16 protein-coding genes and 3 pseudogenes are annotated in these 22843 nt (G+C 74.9%); 3 read left to right on the forward strand and 16 right to left on the reverse strand.

All coding sequences use genetic code 11. The features are described 5' to 3' along the window. From MHY85_RS13040 to MHY85_RS13060, 5 genes and pseudogenes are all read right to left on the reverse strand, one after another. Positions 1–1167 (reverse strand): annotated as a pseudogene (locus MHY85_RS13040) (hypothetical protein); the annotation flags it as partial. A gap of 158 nt (positions 1168–1325) precedes the next feature. Beyond that, entirely contained in the window at positions 1326–1763 is a 438-nt protein-coding gene (locus tag MHY85_RS13045) for a PTS sugar transporter subunit IIA (RefSeq protein WP_239196944.1), read from the reverse strand. Continuing rightward, a complete protein-coding gene (locus MHY85_RS13050) occupies positions 1760–3295 on the reverse strand; it encodes a PTS mannitol transporter subunit IICB (protein WP_239196966.1) in 1536 nt (511 codons plus the stop codon). Before MHY85_RS13050 ends, MHY85_RS13045 begins: the two co-directional genes overlap by 4 nt. Before the next feature lie 192 nt (positions 3296–3487). After that, positions 3488–4528, reverse strand: coding sequence for a zinc-dependent dehydrogenase (locus MHY85_RS13055; protein WP_239196945.1), 1041 nt, complete (start codon positions 4526–4528; stop codon positions 3488–3490). Between the two features lie 15 nt (positions 4529–4543). Next, positions 4544–5305 carry a DeoR/GlpR family DNA-binding transcription regulator gene (locus MHY85_RS13060; protein ID WP_239196946.1) on the reverse strand — a complete coding sequence of 254 codons (762 nt, stop codon included), beginning with the start codon at positions 5303–5305 and terminating at the stop codon, positions 4544–4546. A 238-nt stretch (positions 5306–5543) separates the two neighbouring features. On the opposite strand from MHY85_RS13060, the gene MHY85_RS13065 reads away from it, so the two are divergent. Further along, positions 5544–5969 (forward strand): transferase, encoded by a 426-nt coding sequence (locus tag MHY85_RS13065; protein ID WP_239196947.1) that lies wholly within the window; start codon positions 5544–5546, stop codon positions 5967–5969. Between the two features lie 163 nt (positions 5970–6132). Here the strand turns inward: MHY85_RS13065 and MHY85_RS22050 are convergent. The 4 genes and pseudogenes from MHY85_RS22050 to MHY85_RS22055 all read right to left on the reverse strand — a co-directional run. Beyond that, a pseudogene (locus MHY85_RS22050) lies at positions 6133–6945 on the reverse strand (SLC13 family permease); the annotation flags it as partial. Between the two features lie 21 nt (positions 6946–6966). Next, complete coding sequence (locus tag MHY85_RS13075; protein WP_239196968.1) at positions 6967–7962, reverse strand: L-lactate dehydrogenase; 996 nt, start codon at positions 7960–7962, stop codon at positions 6967–6969. A 17-nt stretch (positions 7963–7979) separates the two neighbouring features. Next, on the reverse strand, positions 7980–14318 hold the full coding sequence (locus tag MHY85_RS13080) for a hypothetical protein (RefSeq protein ID WP_239196950.1): 6339 nt from the start codon (positions 14316–14318) through the stop codon (positions 7980–7982). Positions 14319–14825: 507 nt separating this feature from the next. Continuing rightward, the gene (locus MHY85_RS22055; protein WP_374233618.1) at positions 14826–15032 is read right to left on the reverse strand and encodes a hypothetical protein; all 207 of its coding nucleotides are present in this window, start codon (positions 15030–15032) and stop codon (positions 14826–14828) included. A gap of 149 nt (positions 15033–15181) precedes the next feature. On the opposite strand from MHY85_RS22055, the gene MHY85_RS13085 reads away from it, so the two are divergent. Then, the gene (locus MHY85_RS13085; protein WP_239196952.1) at positions 15182–15403 is read left to right on the forward strand and encodes a DUF2188 domain-containing protein; all 222 of its coding nucleotides are present in this window, start codon (positions 15182–15184) and stop codon (positions 15401–15403) included. A gap of 636 nt (positions 15404–16039) precedes the next feature. Here the strand turns inward: MHY85_RS13085 and MHY85_RS13090 are convergent. The 4 genes from MHY85_RS13090 to MHY85_RS13105 form a co-directional block, all read right to left on the reverse strand. Beyond that, positions 16040–16438: a DUF6573 family protein gene (locus MHY85_RS13090; protein WP_239196954.1), complete on the reverse strand. Its 399-nt coding sequence runs from the start codon at positions 16436–16438 to the stop codon at positions 16040–16042. Next, complete coding sequence (locus tag MHY85_RS13095) at positions 16435–17355, reverse strand: hypothetical protein (protein ID WP_239196956.1); 921 nt, start codon at positions 17353–17355, stop codon at positions 16435–16437. Before MHY85_RS13095 ends, MHY85_RS13090 begins: the two co-directional genes overlap by 4 nt. Then, a complete protein-coding gene (locus MHY85_RS13100) occupies positions 17352–17681 on the reverse strand; it encodes a hypothetical protein (RefSeq protein WP_239196958.1) in 330 nt (109 codons plus the stop codon). The genes MHY85_RS13095 and MHY85_RS13100 overlap by 4 nt, the downstream gene beginning before the upstream one ends. A 413-nt stretch (positions 17682–18094) precedes the next feature. Continuing rightward, a complete protein-coding gene (locus MHY85_RS13105) occupies positions 18095–18895 on the reverse strand; it encodes a DUF1684 domain-containing protein (protein ID WP_239196960.1) in 801 nt (266 codons plus the stop codon). 142 nt (positions 18896–19037) lie between these two features. On the opposite strand from MHY85_RS13105, the gene MHY85_RS13110 reads away from it, so the two are divergent. Then, positions 19038–20078, forward strand: coding sequence for an App1 family protein (locus MHY85_RS13110; RefSeq protein ID WP_239196962.1), 1041 nt, complete (start codon positions 19038–19040; stop codon positions 20076–20078). A gap of 13 nt (positions 20079–20091) precedes the next feature. On the opposite strand, the gene MHY85_RS13115 is transcribed toward MHY85_RS13110, so the two are convergent. The 3 genes and pseudogenes from MHY85_RS13115 to MHY85_RS13130 form a co-directional block, all read right to left on the reverse strand. Beyond that, positions 20092–21543, reverse strand: a complete 1452-nt coding sequence (locus tag MHY85_RS13115; RefSeq protein WP_308191383.1) for an NAD(P)/FAD-dependent oxidoreductase — start codon at positions 21541–21543, stop codon at positions 20092–20094. Between the two features lie 268 nt (positions 21544–21811). Next, a complete protein-coding gene (locus MHY85_RS13125) occupies positions 21812–22555 on the reverse strand; it encodes an MBL fold metallo-hydrolase (protein ID WP_239196964.1) in 744 nt (247 codons plus the stop codon). Next, positions 22552–22743, reverse strand: a pseudogene (locus MHY85_RS13130) (CDGSH iron-sulfur domain-containing protein); the annotation flags it as partial. The pseudogene MHY85_RS13130 and the gene MHY85_RS13125, both read right to left, overlap by 4 nt. Positions 22744–22843 lie beyond the last annotated feature (100 nt).

Raw genomic sequence — 22843 nt, forward strand, 5'->3', positions numbered from 1 at the left:
ATCCGGGCGGGGGTCGGGTGCGGCGGGCGAGCCGGCGGCGTCCGCCGGGTCCGGCCAGCCGCCCGGCACCAGGTCGGCCGGCACGAGCGCCCGCGGGTCCGGCGCCGGCCCGGAGCGGGCGTGCCCGTCCCACCGCCAGGTCAGGTCGACCACCCGGCCGGGCAGGTGCCGGACGGTCAGGACGAGCGTCGGCGGCGCCGCCGGCGGGACCACGACCGAGCCGTCGGCGCTCCCGACGTCGAGCCCCGCGCGCAGGGCGGGCAGCCGCTCGCGCAGGAACGCGCCGGCCTGGTCCGCCGGGACGACGACGCCCAGCCGCAGCGCGTCCGCGACCGTCCGCCCGCCGGCGGTGTCCGCGAGCAGCGCGAGCTGCTGGGGGCCGAGCGGGTCGGGCGTCGGCGCGAGCAGCACGCGGCGCGGGTGGGCGGGGTCCACGACGTACACGCCGTGGTCGCCGATCGCGTGCGCGTGCGCGACGGGGTGCGGCTCGCCGTCGACGGTCAGGTGCGCCGCGACGCGCAGGCCCCCGGGGCCCTCGGGGGCGCCCGGGCCGTCGGCGGTGCGGGTGACGTCCAGCCCGAGGCGCGCCTCGCCCGCCCGCCGCACCTCGGCACCGGCCCCCGACCCGACCAGGACGATCCCGAGGGCGTGCGCCTGGTCCAGCAGGTCCCAGAGCACGGGGTTCGCGAAGTCGTCGAGGTACACCCACGCGGCGTCCTGGCCGGGCGCGGGCGGCTCGGCGGCGCGGTGCAGGGCGCCCACCTGGCAGAACCACCGGTGCTGCTCGGGGTCCAGGTCGAGCCGGGCACGCAGGTGCGGGATGTTCGCCCAGGTGACGCCGCCGCGGGTCCAGCCGCGCTCGGTGCGGGTCACGGGCCGGACGCCGAGCCGGTAGCCGGCGGTCGTGGGGTCCGGGGGCTCGCCGGGGCGGCGGGCGACGGCCGTGCGGGAGACCGGGCCGTTCCAGCGCTCGCGGGTGCGGGGCGTGAGCTCGCGGAGCTCGACCTGCAGCGCGGCACGCCGGCCGCGCGGGGCGGGGGCGTCGGCGCCCCAGGCGAGCAGCCCGTCGAGCACGGCGCGCCAGTCGGTGCCGCCCGCCGCCGGGTCGGTGCCGCCCGCCGGTTCGGTGCCGCCCGCCGGGTCGGCGGGGGACGGGACGGCGGGCACGGCCCCGATGCTGCCACACGCCCCCGACAGCCCCGCGCCCGGCCGGTGCCGGGCGCGCCCGCCGGCCGCCCGCGGCACCGGCCCGACGGCGCGCAGGGTGGCGGCGCGCAGCGCAGCGCGCCCGTGGCCGGCGGGGTCCCGGGCGCGCTGCGACGGGGTCAGGCTGGCTCGACCTCCGCGAGGACGGCGGTCAGCTGCTCCCGGGTGGTGGCGTCGAGCACGCGCTGCACGCGCTCGGCGTCGCTGAACACCAGGGCGATCCGGGACAGCAGCGACAGGTGCTCGTCGCCGACGCCCGCGATGCCGACGACGACCCGTACCGGGTTGCCGTCCCAGTCGAGCGGCTCCTCGTACCGCACCAGGCACACCGCGGACCGGTGGATCGCCCCCTTGGCCGCGTTGGTGCCGTGCGGGATCGCCAGGTGGCTGCCCATGTACGTGGAGATGCTCAGCTCGCGCTCGAACATCGCGTCCACGTACCCGGGCTCGACCGCGCCCGAGGCCACGAGCAGCGCGCCCGCCTCGCGGATGGCCTCGTCCTTGGTGCGGGCGCTGCCCGCGGGGACGACCAGGTCGGCGCTCAGCAGCTCGGTCATGACGTGCTCCTCTCCGCCGTCTCCGCCTGCGACTCCGCCTGGGCCGCCCGGACGACGTCGTCGTACACCGGGCTGGACAGGAAGTTGTCCACGGACACGTGCCGTGCGCCGGGCGCGTGCCGGCGGGCCCGGTCGGTCAGCTCGCGCTGGGTGATGACCAGGTCGACGTCGTCCTCCAGGGTGGCGACGGCCTTGTTGACCACGGTGATGTCGCCGCGGCCGGCCTTCTTGAGCTTGTCGCGCAGGATGCTCGCGCCCATCGCGGACGACCCCATGCCGGCGTCGCACGCGAACACGATCGACCGGACGGGTGCCGCGCCCGCCACGCCGTCGGTCGGGCCGGTGCCGCCGGCGGTCGCCGTGCCGGCGCCGACCGTGGCGGCCATCGCGTCGAGCGCGGCGGACGACTTGCCCTTGTTCGCCTCGGTCTGGGCGATCGCCGCCGCGAGGTCGCCGCCGCCCGCCGCGAGGTCCTTCTTCCGCGAGGCCCGCAGGATGACGGCCGCCACGAGGAAGGTGACCACGAACGCGAGCACCACCGAGAGCGTCACCCCGACGAACGAGTCGCGTGGCGTCGCGGCGTACACCGCGATGATCGACCCCGGGGCCGCCGGGCCGCGCAAGCCGCTGCCGAACACCACGTTGGTCGCGATGCCCGTGGCGCCGCCGAGGATCGCCGCGACGATCAGGGTCGGCTTCATCAGCACGAACGGGAAGTACACCTCGTGGATGCCGCCGATGAACTGCACGACCGCCGCGCCCGGGGCCGACGACCGCGCCGCCCCGATGCCGAAGAACGTGTAGGCCATCAGGATGCCCAGGCCCGGCCCGGGGTTGGACTCCACCAGGAACAGCAGCGACTTGCCCTGCTCCACGACCTCCTGCGCACCGAGCGGCACCAGGACGCCGTTGCCGATGGCGTTGTTGAGGAACAGCACCTTCGCGGGCTCGACCACCACGGCCATGAGCGGCAGCAGGTGGTTGTCGGCCATCCAGGACACGACGTTCCCGAGCGCGTCGGACACGCCGGTGATGATCGGGGCGAACCCGAAGAAGGCCCCGACCGCCATCGCGGCGCCGAGGATGCCCGCGGTGAACATGTCGACGAGCATCTCGAAGCCCGGCTTGATCTTCCCGGCCCAGATCGAGTCGACCTTCTTCAGCACCCACGCCGACAGCGGGCCGACGATCATCGCGCCGAGGAACATCGGCACCGTGGAGCCGGTGATCATGCCGACCGCGACGATGGAGGCGACGACGCCGCCGCGCTCCTTGTAGACGATCCGGCCGCCCGCGTTGGCGATCAGGATCGGCAGCAGGTAGGTGACCATCGGGCCGACCATGCCGACGTACTGCTGGAACGTGGTGCCGTCGTCGGCGAGGGCGAGCTGGGTGGCGGCGCCCTGCCAGCTACCGGGGTCGTCGGCGTTGCCGAACCCGCCGAGGATGCCGTTCGGCAGCCAGCCGACGGCGATGAACAGCGACGTGATCAGGCCCCAGGCGAGGAACGCCGGGAGGTTCGGCATGATCATGGCGCTCAGGAACGCCCCGAACCGCTGGACGCGGACCTGGGCCTGCTTGCCCCGCGACGGGGCGGTGGTGGCGGCTGCGGTGGACACGGGGTTCACACCTCCCCGTCACGGGGGGTCGGCCGGGCGCTGCCCGGCGCGGAGAGGATCCTCATTGACCTGCTCCTTCGTGGTGGGTGACGGCCGGCCGGCGCGTCACGGCTCGATGGTGACCTTGATGCCCGCGCCCGTGCGGACGACGTCGATGCCTTCGGCGACCCGGTCCAGCGGCAGCCGGTGGGTGATGAGGTCGGCGACGGGGACGCTCCCGTCGGCGATGTGCGCCAGCGCCTGGCGGTTGTGCTCGGGGCTGGACCCGTTCGCCCCGAAGACCGCGAGCTCGCGGTAGTGCACGAGGTTGGAGTCGAAGGTGATGGTCGGCTTGTCCTTGGGCAGGCCGCCGAACAGGCTGAGCCGGCCCTGGGGGGCGAGCATCTGCAGCGCCTGCTCCTGCGCGACGCCCGAGGCGGCGGCGGTGATGACCACCGAGGGGCCGCGGCCGTCGGTGGCCTCCTTGACGGCCTCGACCGGGTCGACCTCGGCGGCGCAGATCGCGACGTCGGGGTGCACGACCGCGGCGGCGAGGTCGAGGCGCTCGCGGCTGAGCTCGACCAGGATCACCTTCTCGGCGCCGCGGGCCCGGGCGAGCCGGACGTGCAGGCAGCCGATCGGGCCGGACCCGACCACGACCACGACGTCGCCCTTGTGCACGTCGACGATCTCCTGGGCGTTGATCGCGCAGGCGAACGGCTCGGCGACGCTGGCCTCGGCGAACGAGACGTTCTCCGGGATCCGGTTCAGGCCGTCGACCTTCAGCACCTCGCGGGGCACGATCATGGACGGCGCGAACCCGCCGTCGAAGTCGTAGCCCATCGACACCTGGTTCGGGCAGATCGTCATGGCGCCCGCGCGGCAGAACTCGCACTCGCCGCAGGGGATGGCCGCGATGACCTGGACCCGGTCGCCCGGGGCCCAGCCCTCGACCCCGGCGCCGACCTCCACGACCTCGCCGGCGATCTCGTGGCCCATGACCCGGGGCGGCCGGATGCGCAGGTGGCCGGAGGTCGAGATCTTGACGTCGGTGCCGCACATCGACGTCGCGCGCACGCGGATCTTGACCTCGCCCTCCTGCGGCGTCGGCTCGGGCGCCTCCTCGAGGCGCACGTCGCCGGGGGCGTAGAAGCGGAAGACCTTCATCTCTCTCCTTGGGGCTCAGGCCCGCACGACGCGCGGGCCGGCGGACTCGATCTCGTCGGCGAGCTCCGGGGCGACGCCGCTGTCGGTGACGACGGCGTCGACGCGGCCGAGCGGCGCCACCACGGCGAGCTCGGTGCGGCCGACCTTGGTGTGGTCCGCGAGCACGACGGTGCGGGCCGCGGCGGCCACGAGCGCGCGCTTCACGGTGGCCTCGGCGAGGTCGGGCGTGGACAGCCCGGCCTCCACGCTCAGCCCGTTGGTGCCGAGGAAGGCCACGTCGACCCGGACGTCGGCGAGCGCGCGCTCGGCCCAGGACCCGACGGCGGCGAGCGTGCGGGGGCGCACGGTGCCGCCGACCAGGTGCAGGGTCACGAGGGGGAGCGCGGCCAGCGCCGTGGCGACCGGCAGGGCGTGCGTGACGACGGTCAGCTCGCGGTCGGCGGGCAGCATCTCGGCGAGCCGTGCCGTCGTCGACCCGGCGTCGAGGATCACCGACCCTCCCTCGGGCAGCTCGTCCAGGGCGGCCTTGGCGATCCGGTCCTTCTCGGCGCCGAGCTCGTGCTCGCGCTGGGCGAGGGCGGGCTCGTAGCCGAGGCGCTCGACCGGGACCGCCCCGCCGTGCACGCGGCGCACCAGGCCCATGCGCTCGAGCGCCGTGAGGTCGCGGCGCACGGTCTCGGGCGTCACGTCCATCTCGGCGGCGAGCTGCTGCACCTCGACCCGGCCCGCGGCGCGGGCGGTCGTGAGGATCAGCGTGTGGCGCTCGGGCGGGTACACGACGGCGATGTCCTGTCCTCCTGCGTGCGGCCCGGGGTGGCGCCGCGTCGGGCCTCGGTGCCCGGCAGTGCCCACTGTGGCGGAGGACACACCCGAAGTCAACAAAAACGGGGGAACCCAGACCGAACCAAACACCCATGCGGGGGGAAACGCAGGTCGGCCGGACGTCGGGGGGCGTCGGTCACGCGTTCGTGACTGCGGGAACAACGGGGCCCCGCAGGGCGTTGGGGAGGGCAGGATGAAGAAGCGATACGAAGACCTCGAGATGCAGGACGGCACCGTCGTGCGCTACCAGCGTCACGGCAACGGCGGCGGGCTCGTCGCCAAGGGAGCCGTCGTCGACGACACGGCGTACGTCGCGGACTCCGCCTGGGTGGACCCGGGAGCCCGCGTGGAGGCGCGCGCCCGGATCGGGCAGCACTGCTGGGTGGAGCCCGGCGCCCGCGTGGAGGTGGCGGCGACCGTCGGGTCGCACGTGCACCTGGCCCGCGGCGCGACCGTCGGGGCCGGCGCCTCCGTGGGCGTGCGCGCCGAGATCGGTGCCGACGCCCGCCTGGAGCCCCGCGCGGTCGTGGAGGCCGAGTCGCGGGTGGAGCCGGGTGCTGTCGTGCCCGGTGCCGCCGTCCGCGGCGGCCGGCGCCTCGACCGGCACCTGGTGGCCTGACCGCCTGACCCGCCCCCGTCGACCCGGCCCGCCAGCCGGTGCCTTCGCCGAGGTCGAGGGTTTCTCGGTGCCGTGCGGGCGGAGACCCTCGACCTCCCCGCGCACCGGACTCGGCGATGGCGACCGAGAGCGGTACGAGCCCCGCGATCAGGATCAACGTCTCCCAGCGCACCGCGCTCAGCGCCCGGGCTGTGGAGGTGGCCTTAGTCAGGATCATGGCGACCGCACCGATGAGGCCAGCGACAGCGGGTGGCACGACCCCCGACGCCAGCAGGGCGATGGTGCCGGCGAGCACTCCGGCGGCCCAGCCCGCCTCCGGTCCAGGCGCTGCCTGGACCGGCACGACCGTGTCGCCGACGGGACTGCGGTGATCGGGCAGGAGCTGGCCGCCCAGCAGCACGGCGACGGCTGCCGTGACCAGGACGAGAGGCACGCCGAGGGCCGCGAACTCGAAGAACCCGAACCGCCGCCCGGTGGCTTCGACGAGGGCGTCGGCGACGATGACGTTGACCGGGCTCCCGCTGAGGGGCAGCAGCGCTCCGGCGCTTGCCGCGTAGGCGACCGGGATCGCAAGCCGGGAGGCCGCTGCCCCGGTGTGGTGCGCGACAAGCAGCATCACCGGCACCGCAGCAGCGGCGGCTCCATTGGGCGTGACCAGCGCTGCGAGTAGCGCGCTCAGAGCCATGACCGACAGCACGATGCGCCGGCGACCGGTCCCGGCGTGCGCGACCAGCCGCTGCCCAGCCCATGCCGTCACACCGGCTGCTTGCAGCGCGTCGCTGAGCACGAACAGCGTCGCGATGAAGAGCACGACCGGGTCACCGAACCCCGCGATCGCCTGTTCGGGGGTAAGGACGCCAGTCGCAGCCAGAGCGAGCGCGGTGAGCACCGCTACGACCCCGACGGGCAGCCGGTTCCACACGAACAGCGCGACGGACGCCGCCAGGACGATCAGGCTGAGGGTCGCGTCGGACACGGGCGGGCGACGGGCTGGTGGTCAGAGGTCGAACTGTACGGCGGCAGCGCGCAACGTGTCGGCGGAGTGCCGCAGGGCGGTGACTTCGGCCTCGGACATCGGTGTGCTGAGCAGCTGGCCCGCACCGTCGTGGTCGACCATCGTGGGGACCGACAGGCACACGCCGCCGATGCCGCGATAGTCCTCGAGCAGCGAGGAAACCGGCATGACGCGGTGCTCGTCGTTGACGATCGCTTCGACGATCCGGGAGCCGGCGAGTCCGATCGCGTAGTTCGTGGCGCCCTTGCCGGCGATGATCTCGTAAGCCGAGTGCACGACATCGTGGGCGATCGCCTGTCGTGCGGGCTCGGTGAGCGATTCGCGCCCGGGCAGCGGCTCGAGGTCCAGAAGCGGTACACCGCCGATCGTGGCCGAAGTCCACAGGGGCACCGCGGTGTCACCGTGCTCGCCGGCGATGTAGGCGTGCACGTTCTGCACCGCGACCCCGACGTGCTGGGCGATCAGGTACCGGAACCGTGAGGAGTCCAGCACCGTGCCGGATCCGAGCACCTGCGCGCGCGGCAGACCGGAGTACCGCAGGGCGGCGTACGTGACCACGTCGACCGGGTTCGTCACCATGACGTACACCGCGTCCGGCGCCACATGCACGAGCTGCGGCATCAGTTCCCGGACCAGGGCGATCGTCTTGGCGGCCAGGTCGATGCGCGTCTGGCCGGGCTTCATCTTCACGCCCGCGGTCACGACCACGACGTCCGCTGCGGCGCACGCCTGAACGTCGTCCGACCCGTCGACGTGCGCCATCGGGACGAACTGGATGCCGTGCGCGAGGTCCAGGGCCTGCGCGCGGACCTTCGCGGTATCGATGTCGTACAGGACGACCTCGCGCGCGGCGCCGCGCGTCAGGATCGCGTACGCCAGGGTTGCACCGACGGAGCCGGCGCCGACGACCGCGACCTTGGCCGTCGGCCGCGCGGAGGGCGCCCGCCCACCGGGTGCCCCGTCGGTTCCGTCGACCATGGTGGGGCGCGCAGGTGTCATGGCAGTTCCCTACTCGGGTGGGTTCCCGGGCGGAGGCCTCGGCCGGCGGGGTGTTGAGGTCCGTGCAGGACGCGCAGCACGGTGCCCGCGCCGAGCAGCAGTGCTGCGAGCGCCCCGAGTGGCAGGAACAGGTCGGAGCCGGTGATGGGCAGGCGCCCGGCTGGCGGTTGAGCCACACTCGGCGGTCCCGGTTCACTGGGCGGGAGCATCGGGGCCGTTGGTGCTGGCAGCAGTACCACGGTCGCGGCGTCGGTGTTGTTGTCCGGGTCGATGTCGATCCCCGGGTGGTCGGCGCTCACCGCGAGCTCGAGCGTGCCACCGGGGTCCCCAATGGCGGTGCCGGTGACCCGCAGCTGCACCTGCGCTCCGGCGGGCAGGTCGCCGACGCTGCACACCCACGCTGCGTCGCAGCTCGCGGCGGTGAGGGTGCCGTCGGGGTGGACGATCTGGACGGTGACGTCGCGCAGACCGGACGGGATCGTAAGCGCAGCGGTCACGTCCCAGGTGTCCTGAGGGCCGTTGTTGGCGACGGTCACGGTGAATGCCGCAGTCTCCCCGACACGAACCAGGGGGGTGTCGGTGGTGACGGTGGTGGCGATGTCGGCGGCCGGCCCGGTGACCGCGGAGCACGCCTGCGCCTGGTTGTCGCCGGCTTCGGGGTCCAGGGAGCCGGATCCGACCAGGACCGCGTTGCACAGGTCCTGCCCGGTCCGGTCGCGGTCGATCGCGAACGAGACGAGCAGGGCGGCCTGGGCGTCGGGGGCGAGGTCGGGGACCGGGCAGCGCAGGATAGTCTCGCTGTCTCCGTCGGCGGTGGCGTACTGCTCCGGGGGCGGGCATGCGGCGCCGCCTTCCACCTGCGCCGCGACGTAGGTCATCCCGGCCGGGACGTCGTCGGACACCACGACGTTCTCGGCGAGCGACGGGCCGTGGTTGACCACGAGGATGCGCCAGGTCGCGGTCTGCCCGGCTTGCAGCGGGTCGGGCTCGACGAGATCCTTGGCGACCTCGAGGTCCGAGACGTGCTGCACGGTGACGTCCAGGGTCGCGGTGTTGTTCTCCAGGACCGTCTCGGGGGTGTCGGAGGCGATCGACGACGAGGCGCGGTAGGTGCCCGAGGGTGTGTCGCCGGGGATGTACATGACCGTGCGGTTCGTGGCGGCCCCGCCCGGTTCCCAGGCCGCGCCGGGGGTCATGGGCACGCAGGTCAGGGTGTAGGACACGTCCTGCCAGGGGGTGTCGCGCGGGTTGGCGGGGGCGGGCGGGTCCCAGGTGCAGTCGTTGAACGGCACGTCCCAGCTCACGGGCACGAACCCGGGCGGGAAGGTGGTCACGCCGCGGGTGTCGACCGCGGTGGAGGGGCCGGCGTTGGTGGCGACCTCGGCGTAGGTGATGTCCTGCCCCGCGGCCGGGGTGGTGGTGCTGACCGACCCGGTGATGGCCAGGTCGGTCAGACGGATGACCTCGACGTCGGCGGTGGCCTGGTTGTTGTCGGTGTCGGTGTCGTTGGCCAGCAGCCCGACGACGGCGGTGTTGGTGGCGGTGCCCGGTGAGAGGGTGGCGTCGGTGCGGGCGACGATGCGCACGGTCGCGGACGCCCCCGCGTCCAGGTCGCCGACGCGGCACGCGACCCGGCCGGGTCCGGGCGGCAGCTGAGGCTGCGCCTGGGTCTCGTCCTCGGGTGCGGTCTGCGGGGCCGGGCACGTCGAGGCGGCGGCGTCCAGGGCGAACCCGGCCGGGAGCTGGTCGAAGACGACGGCGTGCTCCACGTCGGAGGGTCCGGCGTTGACGACGGTCAGGGTGTATCCGGTGGACCCGCCGGCGGCCGCCGTGGCGGTGTCGGGGGTCTTGGTGAGCTGCAGGTCGGCGATCTCGACCACGTCGACCGCGGCTGTTGCGGTGCGGGTGTCCGCCGGGATGGTCGGGTCGCCGTCGTCGATCAGCGGCGTGGCGGTGGTGACGGTGGCGGTGTTGGGAACCTGTTCGGCGAACCGGTCGCCGCCGTTGAGGTTGTTCGCGTCCGGGTGCAGCGTGCCGTGCACGGTGATGACGACCTGCGGCGGGGGGCTGGTACCGCGCCACCCGGGAACGGCGCCCAGGCCGCATTCGAGCAGGCTGCGGACACCGGCGGGGTCGACCACCGGGCCGAGCGTGCACAGCGCCCCTGCGGTGGTCGACACCGACGCGGCGGCGAACCCGACCGGCAGCAGGTCGCGCAGGCTCACGTCCTGGGCATCGGCGTACCCGGACCCGGCGGGCGCGCCGGTGGGGGTCGCGGGCACCGTGACGGTGATCTGGTAGGTGAACGCGCCCCCGGCGACGAACGCGTCGTGGGCGTCGTCGGGGTTGGGCACGGTGCCGAGCGCGGTCTTGGTGACGGCGAGGTCGGTGACCGGGTCGCCGACGATCACCGGGTCGTCGCCGGTGTTGTTGGTCTCGTCCGACTCGGGGGTGGAGGTGGAGATGCGCACGGAGTCGGGGTAGCCGCTCGGGTACTGCGTGGACTGCGACGTCGGCGTTGCCGACGGGGCGATCTCGATGACGTACTCGATGACCACGCCGGCCCCTCGCGCGAGGGTGGCGTCGCCGTCCAGGGTGCACTCCACCTCGCGGCCGGCGTTCGTGCAGTTCGCGGGCTGGGTGCCGGTGTCGATGACGTAGGCGTCGACGGCCCGCTCCACGCGGAACGCGACGTCCCGGGCTGTGGACGGCCCGTTGTTCGTCAGCTCCAGGCGCACCCGGCGCCACGTCCCGGGGCCGGTCGAGGCGGGGTCGAGCGGCTCCACGGTGAACGAGACCACCTGGATGTCGGTGAGCGCCGTCACGGTGGCGGTGCTCGACGCGGTGTTGTTGTCCGGGTTGGAGTCCGGGTTCGTCTCCGGGTTGGCGGTGGCGACTGCGGCGGTGTTGGTCAGGACCGTGCCTGCCGGCACAGCGGGGTCGAGCGCCACGACCACCTGGACCGGCGGTGCGCTCGCCCCCGCGGGCAGGTCCGACGGCAGCTGGCAGGTCAGGTCCTGGCCGGTCGCGGCGCACGCGGCGCCGGTGGCGGAGACGAACTGGAGCCCGTCCGGGAGCCGGTCGGTGATCACCGGGGCGAGGGCCGCGTAGTTGTTGGCGGGGTCGTCGGGGTCGGTGACGTTGTTGGTCACCGTGAGGGTGTAGGTGCCCTGACCGCCCGCGGTCAGCGCACCGGGTCCTTCCTTGAGCAGGGACAGGTCGACGTACGGGTCGCCGCTCAGCGTCCAGGTGGCGGTGTTGTTGTCCGCCGTGGTGTCGCCGGGCGCCTGGACGGTCACGGTCTCGCTCACCGGGTCGCCGATGGCGGCCAGGTTCGTGATGGCGGTCGTGTGCACGGCGAGCTGGGCGCTCGAGCCCGGCGCGATCGCGGTGGTCAGTGTGCACACGACCCGGTCGTGGGCAGCGTCGCCGGTCGGCTCGGGTGCGGTGCAGGTGCCCTCGGCGGGGCCGACGACCTCGACGGAGTCGAACCGCAACGCGGTCGGGACCAGGTCCTCGACGACGACGCCGGTGGCGGTGGCCGGACCGGCGTTGGTCACGGTGATCGTGTAGTCCACGGGCCTGGTGCCGGGCGGGTCCGCGCCGGGAAGGGCGGTGCGGTTGGCGGTCTTGGCCACACCGAGGTCGTACTCGGTGAGCACGTCCGTCGTGACGGTCGCGAAGTTCGATCCGAGCGCCGGGTCGGACGTCGTGGCAGCGGCGGTGGCCGTGTTCGACAGGGTCCCGGTGGCATCTGGGGAGACGGTCCCGGTCAGGGTGATCGTCCCCGAAGCGCCGGGCTGCGCCTCGCCGTTCGGTCCGGATCCGGCCGACACCAGTGTGCCGAGGTCGCAGTCCATCGTGGACGCGGTGGTGGTGCAGGCGCCGCGAGAGGTCGAGGCGCCGGTGATCGTCACCCCGGGCGGGGCGGGGTCGGTGACCGTGACGCCGGCCGCGTCGGACGGTCCCCAGTTGGTGGCGGTGATGGTCCAGGCGATCTGCTGCCCGGCGACCACGGTCGCGGGTCCGGTCTTGGTGACCCGTACGTCGGCCACCGGATCGGTAGCTTCGACGGTGACGGTGACCGCGTTGTCGGACGGATCGGGGTCGGGCGTGGTCGAGGCGACCGTCGCGGTGTTCGTCACCGCCGTGCCGGCGGCCAGCGAGGCGGACAGCACGCCCTCCACGTCGAACCGCGCGAACTGCCCCGCGGGCAGGGTGGCCAGGGTGCAGCGCACGCTGACCGATCTCGGGGTGCAGGCCAGCCCGGGGGTGGCAGAGGTGATGGCGGTGATCTGGGCGAGCGAGGAGTCGGCGAGGACGTCGTCGACGATGACACCCTGGGCATCGGAGGAGCCGTTGTTGGTGACCTGGATCGTCCACCGCACGGGCCGGCCCGGGTTGGCGGGGGCGGGGGCGAGGGTCTTGCTGATCGCGAGGTCGGCCTGCCGGTTGAGCGTGACCGTGGCGCCGGCCACGTTGTTCGCGGGGTCCGGGTCGAACGCGGTGGTGGTGACCGAGGCGACGTTCGTGAGCGCGGTGGCGGTCGAGGCCGATGCCGTCGTCCCGGTCAGGGTGATCGTGGCGTGCTGACCGCTGGCCAGGTCGCCCAGGGCGCACGTGACGGTGCCCGAGGCGGTCGCGCAGGTGCCTGCGGTCGTGGAAGCGGCCACGTCCTGCCATCCGGTGGGCAGTGGATCGGTCATCGTGACGGCGGTCGCGGTGTTCGGCCCGGCGTTGGTGACCGTCACAGTCGCCTGCACCGGTGCTCCGACCGCGGACGGGTCCGGGGACATGACCTTGGTCAACGACACGTCCGCCTGCGAGGTGACGTCCACGCCGACCGGGTTGGTCGTGTAGGTCGAGGGGGTGTCGGTCGTCGCGGTCCGGTATGCCAGGTCCGCGATGTTGGTGACGGTCGTGCCCCCGGCGGCATCGGCGAGGGTGACCCGGAACGAGTACGAGGGGTTCGCACCGACGTCGATGGTCCCGCCGGCGGTGGCGGTCGCGCCGGTGCCCAGACGCACCCGCACCGTGCGGCCGTCGACCTCGCCGCGGTCGTCACCGACCTGATCGGTGAGGGTGACCGGGGTTGCCCCGGGAGCTGGGACGAGGCGCAACGACCCGGGCACGTACGTGGTGCCGGCCGGCAGCACGTCCTGCGACACCGCCGCCACGGCAGGGTCCTGCCCGGTGTTCGGGTAGGACAGCGTGTACTGCAGCGTGTCGCCCGGGCGGGCCGGGGTGTGACCGGACAGGTTCACCACGGACTTCGAGGCGGTCGTGAAGTCCGGGGCGTACAAGCTGATCGCCAGACCCACCAGACCCGGGTAGTACACGTCGCCGTTGCTGGAGAACGCGAACGTGGCGCTGGTGGCACCGTTCGGGATGGTCCCGGACGCGCCGAGGTTCTTGATGTCGAACCCGAGCATGTTGCGGTTCGCCGGCGAGCGGGTGGTCACAGAGGTGCCGTTGAGGTCGTTGGTGGAGCTGAAGAAGTTCGACCCCGGTGACAGGGCCGTGGCCAGCTGGGTGTTGTTCGAACCGCTGGTCAAGCGCGTGTAGTCACCGGTCTGGGCCAGGTCGCCCTCGTAGGCCAGCATCGTCAGCTGTGCATCGACCGGCCCGGCGCGCGGGGCCAGGAACCCCGAGACGGTCACCGACTGCGGGCTGCCGTTGGCGACCGCGTTGAACCCGTCGAAGACCGTCAGGTTCCGCAGCGGCAGCCCCGGCGCGGAGTACACGAGCGTCAACGCCCACCCGGCGTACCGGTCCTGCCCGGTCGCGGCGGCCACGTTCGCGCCCCAGTACGCACCGTTGCCCGCCTGCTGCACGATCGAGGTGACGTCGGCGAACCGCTGGTAGGCGTTGTAGCTGCTGGGGTTGGGGCCGAACCGGTCGCGGGTCGCGGTAGAGGCGGTGATGGTGCGGTAGGCAGCGTCGCCCGGAGCGCGCAGTGACATCTGATCGATCGCCGCTGCGGACCCGCCCGTCCCCCCGGTCCCCGCCTGCAGGCGCGCGCCCCAGTACAGGCCCGCCCACAGCACGCTCGCGCCCGCCGGCAGATCCAGGGACGAGGACGAGGAGTTCGTGGTGCCCGCAACACCGTCAGCGTCCAGGTTCACCATCGTGAACCCGTTGTTGTCCGCCGCGGCACCGTTCAGGGCGCTGGTGCAGGACGTGGACGCCGGGCACGTCAGCAGCGTGTTCCCGATGCTGGTCATCGCGCCGTTGGCGTTCGTGGAGAACTTCACCGTGAACGGCACGGTGGCAGCCGCCCGGGCGCCCGGCGCCGGGACGAGCACCATCGCCAGGACCAGGGCAAGAACCGCCACGACACACGCGAACCGCCGAGCCGAGCCGTTGCCTCGAAGGGGGCGCTCGACGGCGGTCATACCCGCCCCGGTGGGGTCTGCGCCGGCGCGGTACCCGCCGCCGCGCGGCCCGATATCCGATCGGACCGCTTCGTCGAGCACGGCCGCGACGCCGGCTGTGACGGGGCACCCGCCACAGGCGGCTCGCACCCCCGGTCGCCCCGCCCGCACGACTGGGCGCGGCCGGCGCGCTTCACGCGGTCGAAGGTGCACTGCGTCATTGGCCCCGCCCCCCGCGAGCTCTCTGACATCGTCGCCTAGCGCATGGCGACGGTAACCCCGATCACTGCGATCTGTCTGCGTTCCCGGCAGAAGCGGCAGCTCCTCGCATTCCCCGTGGCACGCGCGGTGTCAGTTCTGGATGGCCGCGAACGCCAGGCACGCGAAGACCAGCAGCCCGGTGACGGCTACGGCGATACGGGTCAGGTGTCGGTGTCGCACGACGAGCTCCTGTCCTGCCGACATGGCCTACACCCAGCCAAAACACTCAGTGTGGATGTGGTCGAGGGGCACTCCCAGCCCCGCCAGGGCGGCGCTGACCGACTCCAGCATGGGTACCGGGCCGCACGTGAAGAACTGGAAACGCTCGAAGCCGGGCGGCAGGTGCCGGGCCAGGACGGCCGCGTCGACGTACCCGCTCTCACCGGTCCAGTCCGGCGGCAGTCCCGCAACCAGGAAACACGTAAGTCATCTCGCGGTAGCGTGACGGCGATGGCCGTCGCCAACCCCTGCTGGCGGCGGCCATCGCTAGCCCTACCCCCCCCACCGCGCACGCGGCGGCTTTCGTCGCGACCCACCGCCCTGCGACGACGAGGCCGCGGCGCGTGAGCGAAGGCAATGAGCCACACACCGTCCACCGGGACGGCGTGTGGCTCAACGAGGTCGGCGGCGCGCAGGTCGGCGACCGGTACGACCACAAGGACGCCGCGGTGTCCGCGGGACGCGAGCTGGCCATCGAGCGCAAGCTTGAGCACCACATCCACGGGCTCGATGGCCGGGTGCACGAGAAGAACTCGTACGGCAACGACCCCCGGCCCAGTCGCTAGGCCGGTGAGCGCCCGGTTCTTCGGGCCTCACCGGCAGGTGCGAGGTATCGGGCCCCGGCGAGGGGCCCCGCGCGGGGCCGGCGGCTGTGACGTCGCGCATGCCCGAGCGCAGCGAGTGGTGTGGGCGAGGTCATGGCGGGCGGCATCGGGTGGGGGTCGGGGTCTGATACCGGCCTGGTGGGACGCGATGGCTGCTCGTAGGGCGGATCCTCGGGCGCTGGTCCGGGGAGGGTCCGCGCCGCAGGCGCGGTCGGTGTGCACCGCGGAGCCGCGCCGGCGACGTGGTGTCGGGGCTGTTCGGTGACCGTCTGCGGGTGCGAGCTCCGTGCACACCCTTCACGGGTGTGTGCGGGCGGCTGGGGGGTCCCGATCGTCCACCTGTGGGCGGGTCGAGCCATCTCGGGCGCTCGGGCCGTCCCCAGGTGGGCGAGGGGTGCTGCTCGGTGACCCCCTCCCCCAGCCCGCCGGGGGTCCAGGGGGCCGGCGCCCCCCTGGCCTGCCTGGTCGGCGCTCGATGCGCTCGGCCGGGCACGCGGGCCGGCGAGAGCCGGCCCGCGCGGGTGGCCGGCTCGATGCCGGCCACCCGCGCCCGGCCGCCCCGGGGTGCCCGGCCCTCGCGGGCCGGGCACCGGTTGGTCAGTCCTCGCCGGGCTGCATGATCGTGATGACCGGCTCTCCGTGGTCGCCGGGTCCGATGTGCAGCACCAGGTCGGCGTACCGCGGCCGCGTGGCGCGGGGCGTGTTCGGCACGCGCAGCACCCGGAAAGGGACGCGCTCGGCGTCGCGGTTCCGGTGGGCGTAGAAGCGGGCCATGGTGAGTACGTCCCAGAGGCGGCCGCGCTCGTCCTGGTGGGCGCTGTTCTCGGCGTTCCACTCGACGGCGTCGCCCCAGGCGGCGGCTGTGAGCGCGACCGGGACGCGGAAGCCGGCCTCGGTCGCGTCGGTGGTGACGTCGTGCAGGACGTCGTCGGCGATCGCCTGGGCGCGCGTGTAGACGTGGATCGGGGGGCCGAACAGGTCGGTCAGCTCGCTCACTGGACCGCTCCCATCGTGGCCGGCTCGGCAGGCCGCTCGTCGGCGTGGATGAACTCGTCCGGGTGCGGGTTGGCGTCGCGGTGCTCGGCGACGCGCTGGGCCACCCATGCGGCGAGCTCGGCGAGGCCGTCGAACCGGTGCACGTGCTCCTCGGGCGTCTCGTCCTCGCCGTCCCACTGCGCCTGGGTGTACTCGATGACCAGCAGCCCGCCGTCGTCGTTCATCCCGATGAACCGGTCGGCGTCGAGCCGGACGGCGGCGACCATGCAGAACCCGCCCGTCTGCCAGACGTCGGCGGTCACGCCGCGCGCCTTGAGCGCGGCGACGATGGCAGTGATGCCCTGGGCGTCGGCGGAGTGCTGGCACGCGGCGTCGTAGTTGCGGGGGTCGGGCCGGTCGAGCCAGACCAGTTCGGCGACGGCCTCAGCGATGCTGCCGAGCGCGGTGGCCTGGTGGGGCGGCTCGGTCTTGCCGTCGTAGTAGGCGCTCACCTCGTAGATCGGCGGGGTCACGCTGCAGTCGACGTCGACGACGTAGCGGTCGGCGCCGGAGGGCCAGGCCCAGGCGGCAGAGACGCCGTGGTTCCCAGCGGCGCGCAGCAGCCCGCCGACGACGCGGGCGGTGCGGGCCTTGGTGGCGACCTCGCGCAGGAGGCGGGCGGGCTCGCTCTCGGCGATGAGCCAGGGCAGGACGCCGTGGGTGCGCTCGACGTACCGGTTCCGGTCGCGCCCGAATCGGTCGACGCGCACGGACCGGATGCCGGCCGGGTCGTAGGGGTCGGTGCAGGTGATGGCCCACGGGTAGGCGGTGTCGTCGCTGTCCTGGATGCCGACGACGCGGCCGGTGATGAGGGAGGTCCCGCCCGGGCCGGCGCTGAGCGCCTGGACGTGGTCGCCGACCGCGTACGGGGCGCTCACAGCGCGCGCCCGTCGATGTCCTCGGTGCCAGGGCGGGCGGTGAGGAAGGCGGGGCCGTACGTGTCCCAGTGGTCGGCGTTCATCACGAAGGAGCGGCCGCCGGGGACGGTGATGAGCACGGCGTCGGAGACGTCGAGCACGGTGTCGGTGAACGGGCAGACGATCTGCCGGGCGACGGCGGCGAGCAGCAGCATCCGGTTACCCGTGCGGACGATCTCGGGGCTGGGGCCGGTGAGGTCGCGGTGCTCGACCTGGGCGATCACGGACACGTCGCCGCGTCCGTCGACGGTGGCGATGGTGTAGCCGTCGCCGGTGGGGTTCTGCATGGTGGGGCTCCTGTCTGTTCGGCGGCCCTGGGCGGGCCGGTGAGCGCCCCTCTGTTGGGGCCTCACCGGCAGGCGTGAGGTAGCAGGGGTCGACGAGGGGCCCCGCGCGGGGACGACGGTCGGTGACGTGGCGCATGCCGGCGCGCAGCGACGGTGTGGGGCAGGTCAGGGGCCGGCGGCATCGGGTGGGGTGGCGACGTCTGCTACCGGCCTTGGTGGGCCGCGATGGCTTCGTGGTGGGAGTCCAGCTGCGGCGCTGGAACGGGGTGGTCGTGCCCGACAGGGCGCGTCCGTCTGCACCGCGGAGCCGCGCCGGCGACGTGGTGTCGATCGCCCTGCGGGCGTGGAGCTCGCGCGACAGCGCGTCCGCTCGGTGGAGCAGCACGCGCCCGGCGGGCGCGGCGGGCCGGTCGTCAGCGGCCCGCGGGGCGGCGCTCGCCCGCCAGGACCGCGAAGGGCAGCGTGTTGCCGGCGGGCGGCAGCGGGCACGTGCCGTGGTCGCTGAAGGCGCACGGGGGGTTCTCGGCGCGGTTCAGGTCGAGGACCACCGAGCCGTCCGGCCGCGGGTCGACGCCGAGCACCCGGAACGCCGCCGTCTCGCGGCCGTTGCTGGCGTCGCGGAACCAGATCGCGGGCTGCCCGCCCCCGGCCACCTGGAGCACGTGCTCGTCGCCGTCGTGGGTGAACCGGACGTGCCCCGCGACGTCGCGGTGGTGCCGCACCCGGGCCGCGACCGAGCCCGTCTCCTCGACGGTGCCCGCGGCGGCCGGCTCGAAGCGGGCGGTCAGGACCCAGGCGGCGTCGTGGGCGAAGCGGGGGACACCCGCGAACGCGGTCACGGCGGGGGCGTGCGGGTCGCGGACCCGGACCCCGTGGTTCAGCGGGCCACGGCCGACGGTCTCCAGCAGGCGGTCCCCGGCGCGCAGGTCCCCGACGGCACCGCCGGCAGGGGTCCACACGAGGGCGGCCGCGCGGAGCGGGGCGCCGTCGAGGGTGAGCGCCGGGTCGACCGCGATCCCACCGGGGTCGACGTGGATGCCGGCGTCGTCGGCCCACCACAGGCCCGGCAGGTCGCCGTAGGCCGTCGGCGTCCCGGTGAGCCAGTGCAGGGCGGTGAGGCTGAGCCAGCCGGAGGGGTCGGCGAGCTCGGCGTCGCGGGCCGCGGCCCAGGCGTGCCAGCCGGCCGGTGCGGCCGGGTCGTCGGTGCTGGTCACGGGGTGCTCCTCGGGTTTGCGCGGTCCGGGAGACGCTAACCCCGCGCCCGGGGCCCCGGCGGCCCGGCGGCGCCGGGTGAGACGACGTGACGGGTGCCCGCCCGCCGCGCGGGCCGGCCGCGCCGCCGCGATACTGACCGGCATGTCGACGTTCGCCGCGCTCGCCGCCCGTGCGGAGGACCGGGTCACCTCCGCGGTCGTCCGCCTGCTGTCCCGCCGCGGGTACACCCCGCGCGTGGTCACGTACCCGTCGTACGGCACCGTCGACCGGTCACGGGTGCGCGCCCGGGTCCTGCTCACCGCGCCCGACGCCCCGACGCCGGGGAGCGTCGCCCGCCGTGGCTGGCGGAACCTGCTCTCGGCCGAGCTGCCGGACGCGGAGGTGCGGGTCCGGGCGCAGCCCGGCCAGGGGCCGGACCTGCTGGTGGCGCGCACCGACCGCGGCGGCTACCTGGACGCGTGGCTGGACGTCCCGCTGGAGCCGGGCTGGCAGACGCTCTACCTGTCCGTCGGCGAGGACGCCGACGTGCCCGCGCCGGTGCAGGTGGTCGACCCCGCGGCGACGCACGGCATCGTGAGCGACATCGACGACACCGTGCTCGTGACGATGGTGCCGCGCCCCCACCTCGCGGCGTGGAACTTCCTGGTCCGGTCGGAGGCGCGGCGCAAGCCGGTCCCCGGCATGCCCGAGCTGTACGGGCGGCTCACCGCGAGCCACCCCGACGCCCCGGTGTTCTACCTGTCGACCGGCGCGTGGAACACCGCCAGCGCCCTGTCGCGGTTCCTGCACCGGGTGGGGCTGCCGCAGGGGTCGCTGCTGCTCACGGACCTGGGGCCGACGGGCGCCGCGCTGATGCGCTCCGGGCGGGAGCACAAGGCCGCGACCCTGCGCCGGCTCGCCGACGAGCTGCCCGGCCTGCAGTGGATCCTCGTCGGCGACGACGGCCAGCACGACCCGCAGGTCTACGAGACGTTCGCGGCGGAGAACCCCGGGCGGGTCGCGGCGATCGCCGTGCGGGAGCTGTCCGTCGGCGAGCAGGTGGCGCAGAACGGCCTGCCCGGGCCGACGCCCGCCACCCGGCGCGCGGTGGACGAGCTGGAGCGGTCGTCGGTGGTGACCGTGCACGCGCCGGACGGGCGGGCGCTGGCGGACCAGCTGGCGGAGGCCGGCGTCATCGGCTGACGGCCTCGCCGACTCAGGCCGCGGGGTCCGCCCGCCCGAACACCTGGCGCAGCGCGCGCCGGGCGGCGTACCAGCCGGACAGGCCGTGCACGCCCGGCCCCGGGGGCGCCGACGCCGAGCACAGGTACACCCCGGGCGCGCCGGTGGCGAACGGGTCGAGCCGCGGGGTCGGCCGGGTGAACATCCCGACCAGCGAGATCGCGCCGCCCGAGATGTCGCCGCCGACCAGGTTGGCGTCGTGCTCGGCCAGGCGCGCGGCGGGGATGCCGTGCGACGCGACGACCGTGTCCCGGAACCCGGGCGCGAACCGCTCGACCTGGCGGATCACGGTCTCGGTCGGGTCGACGTCGGACCCCGCGGGCACGTGCGCATACGCCCAGACCGGGCGCAGGCCGCCCGACACCCGCCCGTGGTCGAGGGACGCCGGGTCCGACAGCAGCGTCAGCGGCTGCTCGGCGTGCCGGCCGCGGCCGACGGCGCGCTCCGCGGCGACGACCTGGTCCCGGGTGCCGCCGAGGTGCACGGTGCCCGCCCGGTGGACGTCGGGGTGCGCCCACGGGATCGGCCCGTCGACGACGAGGTCGACCTTGGCGGCGGCGTTCCCGTACCGGAAGCCGGCGTACGCGCGCACCAGGTGCGGCGGCATCGCGTCGCCGAACACCTGCGCCACGAGGCGGGGCCCGGTGTCGAACAGGTAGGCCCGTGCGGGCGGCAGGTCGGCGCGCCGGGCGACCGGGCGCCCGGTGACGACGCGGCCGCCGAGCCGCACCAGGTCCGCGAGCAGCGCGTCGGCGATCGCCTGTGACCCCCCGCGCACCACCGGCCAGCCGTGCTCCACGTGCGCGAGCGTCGTCAGCAGCACCGCCGTGCCCGCGGCGGCGAGCGACGGCAGCGGGGTGATCGCGTGCCCGGCGACCCCGGTGAGCAGCGCGGCGCCCTCCTCGGTGCGCAGCGCCGACGGCACGACGGACTGCCCGTTGCGCAGCACCGCGAGCGCGAACCGGGCCGCCGTCACCGCCGACCGCGGGGTCGCGCCGGCCGGGACGCTGCGGTGGTCGCCGAGCGCCAGCGCGACGACGTCCTGCCAGCGCTCCGCGAGCGGCCCGAACGTGTCCCGCCAGGCGGCGCCGTCGGCCCCGAGCCCGTCGGCGGTGCGGTCCAGGTCCCGGTAGGCGATCGCCGCCCGGCCCCCGTCCAGCGGCTGCGCGAACGACGCGGCGGGCGTCAGCAGGTCCAGGCGCTCGTGCAGCCGCAGCGACCGGAAGAACGGCGACGCCCAGGCCATCGGGTGCACCGCGGAGCAGATGTCGTGCGCGACGCCGGGGGCCAGGCCCAGGTCCAGCGTGCGGGTGCCGCCGCCCACGGTGTCCTGGGCCTCCAGGACGACGACCTCGAGGCCGGCGCGGGCCAGGGTGACCGCCGCGGCCAGGCCGTTGGGGCCGGCCCCCACGACGACGGCGTCCACCTCGCCGCCGCCGGGCTGCGCGGGTGCGCCCGGGCGCGCCGCGCGGGCGCTCCGGCCGCGTGCCGGCACGCCCGGGCCGCGGCCGCGGCGGGCGCCGTGCCGGGCGGGACGGGTCGGGCCGACGCGCTCGTCGCGCTCGTCGCGGTCGGGTCGGTCCGGTCGGTCGGGTCGGTCGGCGGAGGACGAGGTCACGCCCTCGACCGTAGGCGGGATGCGTCGCGGCCGCACCGGCTCGGGCGGGCGGCCCGCGCGCGAGGGCGCCACCGGATCACGCCGGTCCGGCCGCCCGGGCGCGCCGCACGGCCTCCGCCGCGCCGCCGGTCCACGGCTCCCCGTGCCCCGGCAGCACCAGGTGCGCGCCGGTCGCCGCGAGCGCGTCCAGCGACGCGAGGTTCAGCGCGCTGTCCGCGGTGGCGGCGCCGGCGACGATGCGGGGGCCCGTGCGACCGGTGTACGGGTCGAGCGTCACGAGCGCGTCGCCCGAGAGCAGCACGCCGCGGTCGGGCAGGTGCAGGGCGACGTGCCCGTCGGTGTGGCCGGGGCACGCGACGACGTCCGGCCGGCCGGGGACCTTCAGCCGGGTGCCGGGCACCAGCGACCGGACGACCGTGACGCCCCGGACCCGCGCGGCCCCCGCGGCGACCATCGCGCCGAGGATCGGCAGCGCCCGCGGGTGCCGGATCGGGTAGGCGGCGCGGGGGTTCTCGTGGGCGTACCGGTACGGGTGCGCCGCGAGCCGGGCGTCGGCCGGGTGCACCCACACGTCGACGTGCAGGTCCCGCATCGCCCGCCGGGCGAACCCGACGTGGTCGAAGTGCGCGTGGGTGAGCACGACGGCGCGGACGTCGCCCGGCGTGCGGTCGACGGCGGCGAGCAGCCGCGGCAGCATCCGCCACATCCGAGGCAGGCCCGCGTCGACCACGGTGGCGCCGCGGTCGTCGGCGAGGACGTAGCAGTTGACGTATGCGTGCTCGAGGCGGGCGACGCCGGGCGCCGGGACGGAGATCCTCACGACGCGCCCCGTCCGCGCGCCGCGCCGGGCCCGGGCGCGGGGACCGGCTCGTCCGGGCGCGGCACCTCGTCGTCCGTGCGGAAGCCGATCGCCTTGTGCGAGCCGTCGCAGAACGGCTTGATGCCGGACGCGCCGCACCGGCACAGCGCGACGGTGGCGCGCCGCCGCGGGACGACGCGGCCCGCGGGGGCCCCCCCCCCCGCCCCGGTTGCGGCGGGGCCCCGTGGGCCACCCGCCCGCCCGCCCCGCGCCCCCCCACGCCCCGCGCGGCCCGCACGCCCGGGCCGG

Source organism: Cellulomonas sp. ACRRI (assembly GCF_022346185.1).
In the GTDB taxonomy this organism is placed as follows: Bacteria; Actinomycetota; Actinomycetes; order Actinomycetales; family Cellulomonadaceae; genus Cellulomonas.

Bases quoted from the DNA above. Each gene is read 5' to 3' on its own strand.
- MHY85_RS13045 (WP_239196944.1), bottom strand. From the start codon at position 1,763: ATGACCGAGCTGCTGAGCGCCGACCTGGTCGTCCCCGCGGGCAGCGCC.
- MHY85_RS13050 (WP_239196966.1), bottom strand. From the start codon at position 3,295: ATGATCATGCCGAACCTCCCGGCGTTCCTCGCCTGGGGCCTGATCACG.
- MHY85_RS13055 (WP_239196945.1), bottom strand. From the start codon at position 4,528: ATGAAGGTCTTCCGCTTCTACGCCCCCGGCGACGTGCGCCTCGAGGAG.
- MHY85_RS13065 (WP_239196947.1), top strand. From the start codon at position 5,544: ATGAAGAAGCGATACGAAGACCTCGAGATGCAGGACGGCACCGTCGTG.
- MHY85_RS13075 (WP_239196968.1), bottom strand. From the start codon at position 7,962: ATGGTCGACGGAACCGACGGGGCACCCGGTGGGCGGGCGCCCTCCGCG.
- MHY85_RS13100 (WP_239196958.1), bottom strand. From the start codon at position 17,681: ATGCAGAACCCCACCGGCGACGGCTACACCATCGCCACCGTCGACGGA.
- MHY85_RS13110 (WP_239196962.1), top strand. From the start codon at position 19,038: ATGTCGACGTTCGCCGCGCTCGCCGCCCGTGCGGAGGACCGGGTCACC.